The 13983-nt window shown below is 66.4% G+C and carries 18 protein-coding genes and 1 pseudogene; 8 read left to right on the top strand and 11 right to left on the bottom strand.

Features of this window, described 5'->3' with window-relative positions:
- Positions 1–175 precede the first annotated feature (175 nt).
- The 6 genes and pseudogenes from ABZS43_RS06695 to ABZS43_RS06670 all read left to right on the top strand — a co-directional run bounded on the left by ABZS43_RS06695 (position 176) and on the right by ABZS43_RS06670 (position 5383).
- Positions 176–904, top strand: a complete 729-nt coding sequence (locus tag ABZS43_RS06695) for a glycosyltransferase (RefSeq protein WP_355034830.1) — start codon at positions 176–178, stop codon at positions 902–904.
- A gap of 12 nt (positions 905–916) precedes the next feature.
- Positions 917–1840 carry an acyl-CoA dehydrogenase family protein gene (locus ABZS43_RS06690; RefSeq protein WP_355034829.1) on the top strand — a complete coding sequence of 308 codons (924 nt, stop codon included), beginning with the start codon at positions 917–919 and terminating at the stop codon, positions 1838–1840.
- A complete protein-coding gene (locus tag ABZS43_RS06685; protein ID WP_355034828.1) occupies positions 1837–2592 on the top strand; it encodes a PIG-L family deacetylase in 756 nt (251 codons plus the stop codon). Before ABZS43_RS06690 ends, ABZS43_RS06685 begins: the two co-directional genes overlap by 4 nt.
- Entirely contained in the window at positions 2589–3164 is a 576-nt protein-coding gene (locus ABZS43_RS06680) for an SAM-dependent methyltransferase (protein WP_355034827.1), read from the top strand. The genes ABZS43_RS06685 and ABZS43_RS06680 overlap by 4 nt, the downstream gene beginning before the upstream one ends.
- Positions 3165–3249: 85 nt before the next feature.
- Positions 3250–3369: pseudogene (locus ABZS43_RS06675) on the top strand (cyclase); the annotation flags it as partial.
- Positions 3370–4204: 835 nt separating this feature from the next.
- Complete coding sequence (locus ABZS43_RS06670; protein WP_355034826.1) at positions 4205–5383, top strand: acetyl-CoA C-acyltransferase; 1179 nt, start codon at positions 4205–4207, stop codon at positions 5381–5383.
- A 104-nt stretch (positions 5384–5487) separates the two neighbouring features.
- Here the strand turns inward: ABZS43_RS06670 and ABZS43_RS06665 are convergent, their stop codons facing one another.
- Positions 5488–6114 carry a TetR/AcrR family transcriptional regulator gene (locus tag ABZS43_RS06665; RefSeq protein ID WP_355034825.1) on the bottom strand — a complete coding sequence of 209 codons (627 nt, stop codon included), beginning with the start codon at positions 6112–6114 and terminating at the stop codon, positions 5488–5490.
- Between the two features lie 313 nt (positions 6115–6427).
- Here ABZS43_RS06665 and ABZS43_RS06660 point away from each other — a divergent pair, with 313 nt between their 5' ends.
- Both ABZS43_RS06660 and ABZS43_RS06655 read left to right on the top strand, forming a co-directional pair.
- The gene (locus tag ABZS43_RS06660) at positions 6428–7912 is read left to right on the top strand and encodes an aldehyde dehydrogenase family protein (RefSeq protein WP_355034824.1); all 1485 of its coding nucleotides are present in this window, start codon (positions 6428–6430) and stop codon (positions 7910–7912) included.
- A gap of 11 nt (positions 7913–7923) precedes the next feature.
- The gene (locus ABZS43_RS06655) at positions 7924–8373 is read left to right on the top strand and encodes a nuclear transport factor 2 family protein (protein ID WP_355034823.1); all 450 of its coding nucleotides are present in this window, start codon (positions 7924–7926) and stop codon (positions 8371–8373) included.
- Positions 8374–8388: 15 nt separating this feature from the next.
- On the opposite strand, the gene ABZS43_RS06650 is transcribed toward ABZS43_RS06655, so the two are convergent.
- From ABZS43_RS06650 to ABZS43_RS06605, 10 genes are read right to left on the bottom strand one after another with little or no spacing between them, the layout of a single operon-like run.
- Positions 8389–8682, bottom strand: coding sequence for a gas vesicle protein K (locus ABZS43_RS06650; RefSeq protein ID WP_355034822.1), 294 nt, complete (start codon positions 8680–8682; stop codon positions 8389–8391).
- Positions 8675–8899 carry a gas vesicle protein gene (locus ABZS43_RS06645; RefSeq protein WP_355034821.1) on the bottom strand — a complete coding sequence of 75 codons (225 nt, stop codon included), beginning with the start codon at positions 8897–8899 and terminating at the stop codon, positions 8675–8677. Before ABZS43_RS06645 ends, ABZS43_RS06650 begins: the two co-directional genes overlap by 8 nt.
- Positions 8896–9672, bottom strand: coding sequence for a GvpL/GvpF family gas vesicle protein (locus ABZS43_RS06640; protein ID WP_355034820.1), 777 nt, complete (start codon positions 9670–9672; stop codon positions 8896–8898). The genes ABZS43_RS06645 and ABZS43_RS06640 overlap by 4 nt, the downstream gene beginning before the upstream one ends.
- On the bottom strand, positions 9665–10054 hold the full coding sequence (gene gvpJ / locus ABZS43_RS06635) for a gas vesicle protein GvpJ (RefSeq protein WP_355034819.1): 390 nt from the start codon (positions 10052–10054) through the stop codon (positions 9665–9667). Before gvpJ (ABZS43_RS06635) ends, ABZS43_RS06640 begins: the two co-directional genes overlap by 8 nt.
- Positions 10051–10356, bottom strand: a complete 306-nt coding sequence (locus tag ABZS43_RS06630; protein ID WP_355034818.1) for a gas vesicle protein — start codon at positions 10354–10356, stop codon at positions 10051–10053. Before ABZS43_RS06630 ends, gvpJ (ABZS43_RS06635) begins: the two co-directional genes overlap by 4 nt.
- 4 nt (positions 10357–10360) lie before the next feature.
- Complete coding sequence (locus ABZS43_RS06625) at positions 10361–10639, bottom strand: gas vesicle protein GvpG (protein WP_355034817.1); 279 nt, start codon at positions 10637–10639, stop codon at positions 10361–10363.
- Positions 10640–10642: 3 nt separating this feature from the next.
- Positions 10643–11425, bottom strand: coding sequence for a GvpL/GvpF family gas vesicle protein (locus ABZS43_RS06620; RefSeq protein ID WP_355034816.1), 783 nt, complete (start codon positions 11423–11425; stop codon positions 10643–10645).
- A complete protein-coding gene (gene gvpJ / locus ABZS43_RS06615) occupies positions 11425–11823 on the bottom strand; it encodes a gas vesicle protein GvpJ (RefSeq protein WP_355034815.1) in 399 nt (132 codons plus the stop codon). Before gvpJ (ABZS43_RS06615) ends, ABZS43_RS06620 begins: the two co-directional genes overlap by 1 nt.
- Positions 11820–13031, bottom strand: a complete 1212-nt coding sequence (locus ABZS43_RS06610) for an SRPBCC family protein (RefSeq protein WP_355034814.1) — start codon at positions 13029–13031, stop codon at positions 11820–11822. The genes gvpJ (ABZS43_RS06615) and ABZS43_RS06610 overlap by 4 nt, the downstream gene beginning before the upstream one ends.
- 6 nt (positions 13032–13037) lie before the next feature.
- The gene (locus ABZS43_RS06605) at positions 13038–13664 is read right to left on the bottom strand and encodes a hypothetical protein (protein WP_355034813.1); all 627 of its coding nucleotides are present in this window, start codon (positions 13662–13664) and stop codon (positions 13038–13040) included.
- Positions 13665–13983: the final 319 nt, after the last annotated feature.

Below are 13983 nucleotides of genomic sequence, written 5' to 3'. Positions count from 1 at the left end.
AGCCAATCCGACCTCTTCTCCACCGAGCGGCAGAGATGCCACTTCCGCTCATCGGTAATCAGATTACCACTAGTCGCTCGCGTCGCGCGGGTTGTTTGCCCGCACCCGGCGGGGGTAGATCGTCGTTGTCCGAGCCTGATTCACGGTGTTGCCGGAGGACGATGTGAAGTCATCGGTGGTCAGATTGTCCGAAACCGAGGCCGCCAGCCCCGTGCGGGCTGCGCCGACCGCGGTCGTGGTTGTCGTGCCGGTGCACGACGAGGAGCGACTGCTGTCGCGCTGCTTGCACTCGGTGCGACGGGCGGCGCACAACGTGCCGATTCCGGTTCGCGTCGTTGTCGTCCTCGATTCGTGCGCGGACAACTCCGCGCATCTGGTTCCGCCGTCGGCGGCGACGGTGCGCATCGACGCGCGCAATGTCGGTGCGGCGCGCGCAGCGGGTTTCGCGTTCGCGGCCGAGGAGTACGGCGGCGGCGAACGTCTGTGGTACTCGACCACCGACGCCGACTCGTCGGTGCCGACGGATTGGTTCACCGCGCAGTTGGCGCACGCGAGGGCAGCCGATGTCACGGCGGGCACGATCGCGGTGCGGTGGCGCGAGCGGACCGCGACGGTGCGCGCGGAGTACGAGCGCCGCTACCATCGCCACACGGTCGGCGGACACCATCGGCACGTACACGGAGCCAACCTCGGGTTCCGCGCCGCCTGGTACCACCGGGTCGGCGGTTTCGCCCCGAAGAGCGTCGATGAAGACGTCGACTTGGTCACACGCCTGCACGCGGCGGGGGCTCGCATCGCGTGGATCGACCATCCCGCGGTCGCCACCTCCGATCGCCACGACAACCGCGTCCGCGGCGGATTCGCGGGATATCTGACCAACCTGGCGAGCACATCGCCGGACTGAGGAGTGCTGCCGATGCGCGAAGTACCCGAACGCGACGAGATCCCGGCGGACGAGGCATCGCAGTGGCCTTTGCCCGGCAGCGGCCACACCGATGCGCGATGGCAGGCGTTGATCGACGCCGCCCGCGCCGACGTCGTGATCGGCCGACTGACCGAGGCTCATGCCGACGCGTGCGCGATCACTCACGACCTCGGCAGCACGACGCCGCGACCGGGGCAGCTGTGGGGGGTGTGGGCCGCGCAGCCGCCGAATCCGGTGTTACACGCGACAATTCACGGAAATCACGCAGTGCTGTCGGGTCGGAAGATGTGGTGTTCGGGTGCGGGAATATGCACCAACGCGCTGGTTACCGCCGATATCGACGACGGCGCCGCGTTATTCGCGGTCGACCTGTCCGAACCCGGTGTGACCGTAGTTCCCGATACCTGGCACGGAGTCGGGATGGCCGGGTCGGCGACATCGAGCGTCGACTTCGACGACGTGCCCGCCACAGTGGTCGCCCCACCCGGCGGCTATGTGGAACGGCCCGGATTCTGGCACGGCGCGATCGGTGTCGCCGCCTGCTGGCTCGGCGCGGCGCAGGGCGTCGCGGACCGTCTGCTGAATGCACCGGGCGACGATCTGCTGCGGCAGGCTCATCGCGGTGCCGTCGACGCGGCGCTGTACGCGGCTCGATGCACTCTCGCCCGCGCCGCCGCGGAAATCGATACCGACCCGGATGATCTGCGCAGCGCCAGGATTCGGGCGCGACGGGTGCGGGCGGTTGTCGAAGACGCCGCCACGCGAACCATCGACCGGGTGGGCCGGGCACTGGGAGCGGGCCCCCTCGGCCAAGACGCCGCCCACGCGACGCGGGTCGCGGATCTGACCGTGTACCTGCGTCAGAGCCACGCCGAATACGATCTCGCCGACCTGGGTTCGCTGGTGGGGCCGTGACGAGCATCGAACGTTTCGCCGAACGCGATCCCTCCGAACCGGGCACGCCGATCGAGGTATGGCGACCATGGATTCAACGGCTGGCGTCGATCGACGCGATCGAGCTGGCGGGGGAACGCTTGCAGATCGTGGCGCCACATCCCGATGACGAAGTTCTGGGCACGGGCGCGCTGGCCGCGTTCCTGACCGACCGGGGTGTGCCCGTGTCGATCATCGCCGTCACCGATGGTGAAGCGTCACACCCTGATTCGCCCACGCACTCCCCCGCCGAACTCGCCGCGATTCGCAGAAACGAGTCCGCCGCGGCGGGCCGGGTGCTCGGTATCGAGCGGATCACGCGTCTCGGGCTGCCCGACGGCGCGGTCGCCGAGAACGAGGACCAGCTGACCGCCCTGCTGACCGACAGTATCGAGACCGGCGCGACCGTCGCGATACCGCTGCGCAACGACGGGCACCCCGACCACGAAGCCACCGCCCGCGCCGGCGCGGCTGCCGCGCGTGAACGAGGCGCGCGCGTCATCGAATACCCGATCTGGATGTGGCACTGGTCTTTTCCCGACGATCCGGCGATCGACTGGCGGCGAGCGCGGCGGCTGATCCTGCCCACCGAGTGCGCCGCACGCAAGCGACGAGCCACCGCACAGTTCCACTCCCAACTCCGGCCGCTGTCCGAACATCCCGCCGACCGCCCCGTGCTCGGACCGCACGTGGTGCGACGTCTGCTCGACCTGGACGAAGTGGTGCTGGTATGAGCCCGCGCAGCGATCCGGAGTTCTTCGACGCGAAGTACCGCGCGGATCCCGATCCATGGAATTTCGACACCGACTGGTACGAGATCCGCAAGCGAAACCTGTTGATGGCGTTACTTCCGCACCCTCGATACGGCGCGGCACTCGAGCCGGGGTGCGCCAACGGGCACATCACGACCATGCTCGCGCAACGCTGTGATCATGTGCTCGCCACCGATATCGCGCCGCACGCGCTCGAACTGGCCCGCGCCCGCTGCCGACACCAGGTGAACGTCACCGTCGAGCGCTGGGCATTCGGTGAAACATGGCGCTGGGAAACGGCATTCGACCTCGTCATGCTCAGCGAGGTGGCCTACTACCTGACCGAACCGGCACTGACCGCGGCGATCGAGGATATGGCGGCTCATCTGTCCACCGGTACCACCGTCGTGCTCTCACATTGGCGTCACGACGAAGAAGACCATCACCTCGGCGGCGACCAGGCCACCCGGATCGCGCTCTCGGGGCTGCCGCACCGACCGGTGGCACGGTATCTCGATGACGATGTACGGATCGAGGTCGTCGCCGTACGGTGACTGCGCCCCCCACGCTCCACATACCCGCGCCGGGCTCGGCGACGGCGGTTCCTGAGGTGCGGAATCCCGCGCGGTCGCGGTGGGTGACGACAAGCACACGCATCGGCGTATCCATGTCGGCCCGGCGACCCGCGAATTCGACGCGACGATCACCGAGCAGCATCCGGATGAGCGGGTGGCGTGGAAATCCGATAGCGGCCCGAACGTCGACGCGGACGACCCGTTATTCGTTCGAGAACCGGGGAATTCCGTTCGCGTGAAGGTCTACGCCGATCGCACCCCCGTCGTCATCCGCCAACTGCTCACCGACCTGCTCGTGGCGGCGTGGGTGTACGCCTCGATCCGGGCCGCGATGTGGATCCACGATCTGGTGCACAAGCTCGCCGTTCCAGGGCAGAAGTTGGAGGACGCGGGCAGCGGTATGGCCGACAACCTCTCGGACGTGGGCGACAAAGTGGGCCGGGTGCCGATGGTGGGAGATGAGCTGACCTCGCCGTTCGAGCGGGCCGCCGCGGCCGCTCGGACGATGTCGGAGGCCGGAACCGATCAGCAGGCGTTCATCGACGATCTCGCCTTGGCACTCACCATCGGGTTCTTGATTTTCCCGATCGCGCTGGTGCTGTTCATCTGGTTGCCGCGGCGGGTGCGCTGGATGCGGCGAGCAGGTGCGGCGGTGAGTCTGCGGACCGACCCGGCGGGACGGGACCTACTCGCCCTGCGCGCGCTCACGAACCAGCCGCTGCGCACATTGAACCGGATCGACCCCGATGTGGTGAACGCGTGGCGACGCGGGGACGACGCCACGGTGCGCGAGCTGGCCGCCCTGGAGCTGCGTGGCCTCGGCCTACGTGGGAGCTGACCGCGCAAGGTGTGGCAGTAGAGCGTCGCCGCGCCCTGGATCCGATTACCCGATCGCGGCACAGTCCGAACGGGGTCGCGGTACTGGACGAACTACCGAGAAACTCGAATGGGAACATCCTCGGACGGGAACTGCACGCCGGCAACCTGAGCGTGCGAGCCGGAAGAAGGAGATTTCAGTCGTGAGCACCAGTGTCATCATCGCGGGAGCGCGTACCCCGATCGGCAGACTTTCCGGCGCATTGGCGTCGTTGACAGCCACAGACCTCGGCGGCCACGCCATCGCGGCGGCGATCCAGCGCAGTGGCCTCGGTGTCGACGATGTCGACGCCGTGGTGATGGGTACCGTCGTGCAGGCCGGCGTCGGCCCCAATCCGGCACGGCAGGCGGCGGTCGCGGCAGGTCTGCCGTTGACAGTGCCCGCGACCACCGTCAACAACCTCTGCCTGTCCGGACTCGAGGCGATCATGCAGGCCGACCGCTTGATCGCGACCGGCGCCGCGGACGTGGTCGTCGCCGGCGGAATGGAATCGATGACGAACGCCCCGTACCTGGTTCGCGGCGCCAGGCAGGGTCTCAAGTACGGCTCAACCGGATTCGAGGACGCCCTCGACCGGGACGCGCTCACCTGCGCGTTCGACAGTATCTCGATGGGCGCCTCCACGGAGCGGTACCAGTCGTCGGAGAACATCAGCCGCGCCGAACAAGACGAGTTCGCGGCCCGTTCGCATCGCTTGGCCGCCGCGGCCACCGAGTCGAACACGTTCGCCGCCGAGATCGCCCCGGTCGAGATCGCCTCACGCAAGGGCACGATCACCGTTGCCACCGACGAGGGCATCCGGGCCGAGACCACGGTCGAATCCCTCGGCAAACTGCGTCCGGCATTCGCGAAGGACGGCACGATCACCGCGGGAGCGTCCTCACAGCTGTCCGACGGCGCGGCAGCGGTCATCGTGATGCGCAAGGATCTCGCTGAGGCCCGCGGCATCGAGTGGCTGGCCGAGATCCGCGCGCACGCGCTGGTCGCGGGCCCGGACACCTCGCTGCTGCACCAACCCGCCAACGCGATCGAAGCGGCGCTCGAGCGAGACGACGCGACCACCGTCGATGATCTGGACGTCATCGAAATCAACGAGGCGTTCGCCGGTGTCGCGATCGCGTCGATCCGCCAACTCGGTGTCGACGCCGACACAGTGAACATCCACGGCGGTGCGATCGCACTCGGACACCCCGTCGGCATGTCCGGCGCGAGAATCGCACTGTCCCTGGCGCATTCGCTGAAGGCTGCCGGTGGCGGCACGGGTGCGGCGGCTCTCTGCGGTGGCGGCGGTCAGGGTATCGCCATGATCTTGTCCGTCTGAGGCAGGTGGCGCCAGTACGCGTTTGCGACAGCTGCCGCAAACGCGTACTGGCGCACGGGGAGACAGTGACGCCTGGCTCGCCATCAGGGTGAGCGGAACGACGGTCACCGTCCTCGACGCGGCTGCGGACTACCCGAATTGCCTTCGCCGGGCCCCGGAGCGCTGAACGCCGCGTGCACGAGGTCCAGAAATTCGACGAGACCGTAGTCCGGCCGTTCGGCGTGGTTCGCGTTGTCGATGCGGTGGAAGGTTTCCAGCATTCCCAGGAAGATCAGCGCCAACGCCTGGGGGTTTCCGTCGCGGATGCGTCCTTCACGTTGCCCCCTGGCCATGACGTCGGCGAGAACGTCGGCGACTACCTGGTGGCCGACCTCGTAGAGGTGTGACGATCCCGCACCCGGTGGCGCGACGCGAGCTCCCGAGCCCAGCGCCGAGGCGAGTTCGGCCCAGTCGGAATGCTCGCGGAAGTATCGGATCTGCAGTTCGGCGAGTTGGACCAGGGTGGTGTCAGCGGGGCCGGACTCGGAGGCTTTGGCTTCGGTCAGCGCGTGCAGGGCTGCGCCGCGCCGACGCAGCACCGCTTCGTAAATGCTGTCCTTGTCCTCGAACAGTGTGTATATGGTCCCGACCGCGATCTCACATCGCTCGGCGATCGATTTGATGCTCGTGTTGTGGAAACCCGCGGAGGCGAACGCATGTTCGGCCACATCGAGGACCTGGGATCTGGTCATCTCCAACCTGAGACGACGCCGTTGCTCCCGAGGCGAGTTATTCGCTGCCCCTTCGTCGCTCAGCGCATTCACCGCATCCACATCGGCAGGACCTCGCACCACACACTCCTCTCGGAACATCGCGACGGCGTCATCCGGGTGCCGCCCGCACTCGCGGGAACTCTATCCTGAACGGCACATCCGCGAGATGAACCTATGAATTTCTTCATGAATCCTGTTCATTTATAGTTCGCCGTGTTCTAGGCTGCTCGAGAAGTGTGGCGCGACATATGTGCCCGCATCACCGCTGAGCAAGCTCGAAGGGACGTCGCACATGACAGACGTGCAAACCGAATCCGGTGTGCTGGCGGGTGAGCAGCGAATGCTGATAGACGGCGAACTGCGCTACACCGACAGCGGCGCGATGTTCGATGTCGTCCACCCCGCCTCCGAGGAGGTCGCGGGCCAGGCGACCGACGGGACCGTGGCCGATATGGAGCGTGCGGTCGGGGCGGCGCGGCGGGCCTTCGACGAGACCGACTGGTCACGAGATCTCGACTTCCGCTACCACTGCCTGATCCAGTTGCACGAGGCGTTGGATCGCAACAAGGAGCGGCTGCGTCGAATCCTGGTCACCGAGGTCGGCTGCCCGGTGACGGTGAGCGGATCGCAGATCGAGAGCCCCATCGAGGAGGTCGAGCACTGGGCCGAGCACGGCAAGGCCTTCGATTACCTGGTCGACACCGGGATTCACCCGACGCAGTTGGGGCCCGCGCGGCGAAAGATCCATTACGAGCCGATCGGCGTGGTCGGGGCGATCACGCCATGGAACGTGCCGTTCTACCTCAATATCGCCGAGACGGTGCCCGCGCTGATGGCCGGAAACACGGTGGTGCTCAAACCCGCTCAGCTGACCCCGTGGTCAGGCAGCGAGTACGGGCGGATAGTGGCCGAGGAAACCGATATCCCCGCGGGCGTATTCAACGTGGTGGTGTCCAACGCCAACGAGGTCGGTGCCGCTTTGTCGGCCGATCCGCGCGTGGACATGATCACTTTCACCGGCTCCACCGCGACCGGACGGGCAATCCTGGCGGCGGGCGCGGCGACGGTGAAGAAGACTCTGCTGGAACTGGGCGGAAAGTCCGCGCACATCGTGCTCGACGACGCCGACTTCGACTCCGCGCTACCGATGGCGGCCATGATGGCGTGTGTCATGTCCGGTCAGTCCTGCATCCTGCCCAGCCGGATCCTGTTGCCGCGCAGCCGCTATGACGAGGGTCTGGAGATCCTGAAGACGATGATGGAGGGCTTCCCGGTCGGAGACCCGTGGACCCCGGGCGTCATGCAGGGCCCGCAGATCAGCGCGGCTCAGCGCGAGAAGGTTCTCGGTCTGATCAACAGCGGCATCGACTCCGGCGCCCGACTGATCACCGGTGGCGGTGTTCCCGAGAACCTGCCAACGGGCTACTACACCCAGCCCACGCTGCTGGCCGACGTCGATCCCGACGCCCGGATCTCCCAGGAGGAGATCTTCGGCCCGGTACTGACGGTTACGCCCTACGACACCGACGACGAAGCCGTGGCGATCGCCAACAACTCGATCTACGGGCTCTCCGGCGAGGTATCCGGCGGTGACCTCGACCGCGCGTTCGCGATCGCGACCCGGATACGCACCGGCAACGTCACCATCAACGGCAAAAGCCACTTCGGCATCACCAGCCCGTTCGGCGGTACCAAACAGAGCGGACTCGGCCGTCGCAACGGTGATGAGGGCTACCGGGAATACCTCGAGGCCAAGACCATCGGCATGCCCGCATGAAGGAGAACGCCATGGATGTCCAGCGCATCAGCGACGAACTCGAGATCAACGCGCTGCTCAATACATACGCCCGCGCCGTCGACACCAAGGACTGGGCCCTATACCGATCGGTATTCACCGACGACGCCCACATCGACTACTCCTCCGCCGGTGCGATGGCCGGATCCCGTGACGAAGTCGCCGAATTACTGAGCCGAAGTTTCGCCGCCATCCCCATGACGATGCACTACATCACCAATATCGAATGCGAGATAGACGGCGACCACGCCCACGTACGCGCCATGTTCTACAACCCCATGCACCTACCGGGCATGTCAGAGCTCAGCTACTGCGGCGGCTATTACCACCACGATCTACTGCGCACACCCCACGGTTGGCGCAGCCGAAACCTACGCGAGGAAAACGTCTGGTTCATCAACTCCCCCAAAGCCAAAGCCTCCGAAGGAAAGACAGCGCCATAGCGACGCCTGGAGTATTCACTCGCGTGGAAGTAGTGATCCCAACGGGCCGAGATCGATGTTGAGATCTTCCGGTGTGAGGTCGAAGTGCTCGCGTAATTCGGTCATCCGTTCTTCGAGCAGCATCAAGGTCTTGCCGATGCGCTCGACCTGCTCGTCGCTCAAGTCGCCCTCGTCCACCCGCCGCAGCGCTTGCCGTTCCATCAGTTGTCGCAGCAGTTCCACGAGGGTGAGTACGAGGGTGACGAGTCCGCGCTCGACAGATTCCGGGCTCGAGTCGATACGCGTTGGGATGCCGTCGAATTCAGTCATGCGCGCGCGGCTCCAGCGCGTCGCGCGGTGGGGCGGACTCGAGTGTGCGGGCGGACAGGGTGCTGATGGAAGAGATCAACGCCCGCAGCGAGATCTGCACCATGTCGACATCGGCGACAGAGAGCTTGATGTCGCCCGAGATGACGACCCCGCCGGACAGCACCCGATCCAGTAGGTCGATGAGGGCGATACGGCGGTCGTCTCCGGGTTGGCTCATGTGGGCTCCCGTGCCACGCCGACGAATGAATACGGCGGCCACGGACCGGTGAGTTCGAGCCGGAAACCGGGGTTGTTCTTCCCGAGTTCGGCGACTGTCGCCGCGAACTCGTCGGCGCGGTCGTCATCCACCAGATAGGTGCCGTTGAGCACCATCCAGTCCGGCCGTCCGGTCAACACCGGGTCCGTCGTAGCCTGGCGAGTACCGGCGGCGGCCTGCCGAACCAGGTGCGCGTGGATCTCGTCGGCGCGGGACGCGGCATCCCGTTCGACGGTCTCCTGCGCGGACAGCTGGGCTTTGCGACGCAGCAGATATGCCGTTCCCGCGCCCCTCGCACTGCTCGTGACGTTGGTCTCGGCCATCGCGCTGGTGAGCGCGGCGCGGTCGCCGTACGCCTTGACGCCCCATTCGGTCCGACCGGCGACGAGCGTCAGCGCCGATTCGAAGTCGGCGCGCCGCTCATCGAGCAGACGGCGCACGCGGTCATCGTCCAGATAGACGGTGGCCAGTCGCAAAGGGACGGCCGGGCCTTGTCGCGTGATGGCGGAGACGACGGCGTCATGCGCCCGAGCCGTCGCCTCCAGCCAGCGCAGGTCTTCCAGATTGCGGCGCAGCGGCTCCGCTCCGAAAATCTCGAGCGGCACCGAGCCCACCATCGCCGCCAAGTCCCCCGCGACCACGGCGCGCACCGGCTCACCGGCCACCCCCGTCATGCCCCTCGGTTCGTCCGCCGCGTTCGCGGTGATCGCGTACACCCAGACGCCGTCAGTCACGGTCTTCCTCTTCCATCTCGCGGGCGCGTTCGATCGGGGTGGCGCTGTCGCGCCCGGCTTCGAGTGCGGCGATGCGGTCGCGGAGTTCACGATTTTCGACTTCGAGGTCCCGGTCCCGGCGTTCGAGCGTGCGGGCCTTGCTGTTGAGCCAGGGGTCGGTCTCCCACCAGTCGATGCCGACCGCCTTCGCGGTTTCCAGTGAGGCGATCACCAATCGAAGTTTGATGGTGAGCAGTTCGATGTCGAGCAGATTCACCTGGATATCGCCCGCGATCACCAGGCCCTTGTCGAGGACCCGTTCGAGGATGTCGCCCAGGTTGGTCGACTGATGCCCGCCGCCGTAGGGCTGCGGTGCGGACGATTCGCCGCCGACCACCGTCATAGTCGATTCCCTTGACCGATATCGCTGCTGCCGCGGCTGTAGCGTTTGGTTCTGCGGTAGGCCAACAGATTCCCGTCCAGGTCGATCTCGACCTCGTAGAGCGCCATCATGTCCGCCGACGAGGGAATGCGGCGGTCCGCGAGCACCTCGACCTCCACCGTCCAGCCCTGGTCGGTGGGCTCGATGGACGTGGCCCCCTGCACTTCCGCCGCGGTCAACTCCACGAGGTGCTCGATCGCCGCCGTCGCGGCCTGAACCGCGTTCAGGGGAGGTGGTTGATCCTCGGAAGTCTCGCCCGGCACGCGATCACTCCCTCACTTCGGGCGGGGCCGAGTGCTGTCGCGGCGGAGCTGCACTGTCGGATGGCTGGATCATCCGGTTGAGGACCGCTTGCTGCGCGTCCTGCTTCTCTTCGTCCGACAACTCACCGGCTGCCACCGCCGCATCGATCTCCTCGAGTTCCCGGCGGGCGACCGCGGGATCGTGCAGTTGCCGCTCGACCTGGTCCTGGATTACTTCGCCCAGCCAGATCACGCCGCGGACCGGGGTGAGCGGCAGGGTCAAGAGCGAGGACAGCAAGCCCATTCGTCAGTCCCCCTCGTCCCGTTTCGTCACGAAGTCGTAAGCCGCCATCGGGCCGAGCAGTTCCAGTTCCACGCGACCGTCCCACCGGTCGGCGAACTGTCCCAATATCTCCTCGAGTTCGCCCTGTCTCGACATCTCGATGAGGACCGCGACGTGCACCGCGTCCTCCTCATGGGTGGGTTGACGCGGATTGACAAGGGGTTCCAGCGCGTCGAGCGCGTCGATCACCTGGCGCGTGTCCGCTGCTCGTTTGGCCTCGATCGCCTGGTTGATCATTTCGCCCAGCTGCATCCGAGCATCACGGGTGGCATCGGCCGGTTTGTCGCGAATCTGTTCCCGAAGTCGAGCGGCGGCGGAATTCTCCTCGAGCAACTCACGCAGGATCGCCTTCTCCACGTAGCGACCCTTGATCACGAATTGCGCCCGGCCCTCGAGTTCACGGAGCGCGGAACGGAATTCGTCCATATGGGCCGCGAGCAGTTCCTGCTCGACCGCCTCCTGATCGGACAAGACCGCGCCGAATCGCAGGGGCAGCACCGGCGCGACAGCCGCGGAACCATCGAGCAGTTTCGCGTGTGCGGTCAGATCGTCCGGCGTGCCGAGCGGTCGATCGACCGAGATCTCGCTGACCAACGCGGCGATTTCGGCATGCCGCACGACGGCGACATCGCTGGGCGGATCACCGATGCCGCAGGCGTGCTCCTGCGGTTCCACATCCGCTGGCACGATGCCGTAGACGTACACCGCGGTGGCGCGACTGCTCTCGGTGGCTTGATCGACAGCCATCACTTCGCCCCTCGTCTCTGCGTCTGACGCTTGTCCTCGACATCGCCGAGCATGTCCATGACCTTCTCGCCCGCGGCCTCCAGCGCGCCTTTGGTCTTATGCTTCGCGGCGCCCTCGGTGACGTCACCGACCAGGTCGGGCAGGCCCTTGGGTTCGCTATCGGAGATCTCGAGCCGGTCGACCGCTTCGGCGAATCGCAGGTAGGTGTCGACACTGGCCACCACGACCCGCGCGTCGATGGTCAGCAATTCGATGCCGACCAGTGACACCCGCACGAACGCGTCGATGACCAGTCCCTTGTCGAGAATCGTGTCGATGACGTCGGCCAGGCCCGAGGAATTCGGACGGGTCATCGTGCTGCCGCCGCCCGCGCCGCCGCCCGCGGGTTCGATGGTCATGCTCGTTCTCCTTGCCGTTCCCTCGAGCGGGTTCTGCCTGCGGTGGTACGCCGGGCGGCGGGCCGACGACGACGCGGCGGCTCGGGTTCTTCCTCGTCCGGTTCCTCGTCTTCCGGCGCGGCATCCTCGTCTTCTAGCCCGGTGTCCTCGTCATCCGGCGCGTTGTCGTCGCGTTCGTCGTCCACGCCCTCTTCCTGCTCCTTGCGGCGGGCGGTCTCGTCGTCCTCGACCACTTCCTTGTCCCGGATCTCGCCGTGCCAACCCTCGATATCCTCGGGATGCAGCACGCTCTCGGTCATGACGTGACGCTGGAAATGCTTGAGCTCGAGGCGGGACCGGCGGCCGACCGCACGCCAGAGATTGGCGGTCTTCTCGAACAATCCGCCGGGGTGGTACTCGAGCACCATGATCACGCGGGTCAGATCGTCGGCGAGTTCATGGAAGGTCACCGCGCCGTCGATATAGCCCTTGTCGCCTTTCGACCGCCACACGATCCGTTCGTAGGGCACCTGCTCGGTGATCGTGGACTCCCAGGTCCGCCGGGACCAGAACACCTTGCCGGTCCATTGGAGCTTCTCGTCCGACGCCTGCTCGACCTGTTCGACCTTCTTCATGAACTTCGGGAAGTCCGCGAATTGGGTCCACTGGTCATAGGTGAGCTGGATCGGAGCGCCGACATCGATCTGCTCGACGATATTCGTCAATTTCAGCTTCTTGCCCCCGGAGCCCTTGCCCTTTCCGCCGAGCAGCGAGTCCTTCACATCCTGGAATTTCTGCACGGCAGTGTGCTTGACACCGTCCAGCCCGGCACTCATGGCCGCTCGCATCGGCGAGGCGCCACCGGCGAGCTTCTCGATGCCGGTCACCGCCGAGACCAGATTCCCACCACCTCCGTCTGCGTACTGGGTCAGGCGTTCGGCCGTCCCGGACACCTTGCCGGTGACACCCGAGAGGGCGCGTCCGGCCAGAGTCCCGGCCAAATCCTGCAGGGAGTGCTGTAGGTGTTGGGTTGGGGTCTCCTCCTGCACCGTCCGCCGAGCGGTTCCGGCCGCGCCCGCCGCGGTCTTCCCTGCCCGACCGGCCGCGCCGGACGCGGTCTTACTCGCCCGCCCGGCCGCGCCGGCGGCGGCCTTACCTGCCTGGCCTACGGTGCCGGTGGCGGCCCTACCTACGTTTCCGGGAACATCCGTGAGAGGTTTGCGCACCATCGCATGTCATCTCCTCGTGCGCCGCACGGGCGCCTGTTCCGCTACGTCGGCGCGTACGCGACGCCGGCTGGGGGTGGTCGGATTCGGGCTCTTGGAACCGGTCGACGTGTCCGATCCTCTGGAGCGGGATTCGCTGGCTCTAGGCCGTCTGGTGCGCGCCGCCGGACGTGCGCGGGCGGGCTCGGGCGCCTGCTCGTCGTCTTCGTCTTCGATCTCATCGGTTTCGGAGTCCGCTTCCGACGGTTCCTCCTCGTCGGCGTACTCGTCCCCCAGTTCGTCCTCGGCACCTTCGTCGCCGTACTCGGCTGATTCGTCGTACTCGTCGTCGGCGGGCTCGGGAGAATCGATTTCGTCCCGCGCTTCGTTTCCGTCGGTCTGGTGCAGGAGGCGAGCGTTCAACGAATCGATCCGGTTGCTCGCGGCGGAGACCGCCGCCGCCCGCGCCGCCCCCAGCAATTCGCCTCGGACACTCTCGGCGATCTTGGCCAGTTCCGGCGAGGAACCGAGCAGCGAGGTACCGCGCTGGAGCAGCTCTTGCGGAACCCCCGCGGAGCCTCGTGTCGCAGCCGCTCCCGCCAGCATCAGCGCGAAGCGCATCTTGCGCGTGCGGCCGAGGATATAACCGACTCCCACGCCTACCGCTATTCGTGCCCCAGCCTTCACGATGATCACTCCTTGTTTGCTTCGACTTCGACACGCCGAATAGTGATTCCAACCGGAGCGCCATAGGAATGCGCTCTCAATGTGGTAGGGGCCACATTACTCCGCTCACATCTTGTTCACGCCAGAAGTTGCCTGTAGATAGCTTCGTGACACGGCAAATAGCTGTGCGGCTCGGCGAGCAGACAATGGGATCCGACATCGGCCGGGCGGCATCCAACGGCGAAATCGCCCCGCCCTCCGGTCCGAAGTCGTCTACGGGTCCGGCTGTATTCCCAGTTCGTCATCGCGC

This window comes from Nocardia sp. NPDC005366, from assembly GCF_040606855.1.
In the GTDB taxonomy this organism is placed as follows: Bacteria; Actinomycetota; Actinomycetes; order Mycobacteriales; family Mycobacteriaceae; genus Nocardia.
Note: the sequence above shows the minus strand (reverse complement) of the source record. Positions and strands in the feature narration are given on the sequence as shown.

Excerpts from the sequence above, each read along its gene's own strand:
- ABZS43_RS06690 (WP_355034829.1), top strand. The coding sequence starts at position 917 with ATGCGCGAAGTACCCGAACGCGACGAGATCCCGGCGGACGAGGCATCG.
- ABZS43_RS06680 (WP_355034827.1), top strand. The coding sequence starts at position 2,589 with ATGAGCCCGCGCAGCGATCCGGAGTTCTTCGACGCGAAGTACCGCGCG.
- ABZS43_RS06665 (WP_355034825.1), bottom strand. The coding sequence starts at position 6,114 with ATGACCAGATCCCAGGTCCTCGATGTGGCCGAACATGCGTTCGCCTCC.
- ABZS43_RS06660 (WP_355034824.1), top strand. The coding sequence starts at position 6,428 with ATGACAGACGTGCAAACCGAATCCGGTGTGCTGGCGGGTGAGCAGCGA.
- ABZS43_RS06655 (WP_355034823.1), top strand. The coding sequence starts at position 7,924 with ATGGATGTCCAGCGCATCAGCGACGAACTCGAGATCAACGCGCTGCTC.
- ABZS43_RS06650 (WP_355034822.1), bottom strand. The coding sequence starts at position 8,682 with ATGACTGAATTCGACGGCATCCCAACGCGTATCGACTCGAGCCCGGAA.
- ABZS43_RS06645 (WP_355034821.1), bottom strand. The coding sequence starts at position 8,899 with ATGAGCCAACCCGGAGACGACCGCCGTATCGCCCTCATCGACCTACTG.
- gvpJ (WP_355034819.1), bottom strand. The coding sequence starts at position 10,054 with ATGACGGTGGTCGGCGGCGAATCGTCCGCACCGCAGCCCTACGGCGGC.
- ABZS43_RS06625 (WP_355034817.1), bottom strand. The coding sequence starts at position 10,639 with ATGGGCTTGCTGTCCTCGCTCTTGACCCTGCCGCTCACCCCGGTCCGC.
- ABZS43_RS06620 (WP_355034816.1), bottom strand. The coding sequence starts at position 11,425 with ATGGCTGTCGATCAAGCCACCGAGAGCAGTCGCGCCACCGCGGTGTAC.
- gvpJ (WP_355034815.1), bottom strand. The coding sequence starts at position 11,823 with ATGACCATCGAACCCGCGGGCGGCGGCGCGGGCGGCGGCAGCACGATG.
- ABZS43_RS06610 (WP_355034814.1), bottom strand. The coding sequence starts at position 13,031 with ATGGTGCGCAAACCTCTCACGGATGTTCCCGGAAACGTAGGTAGGGCC.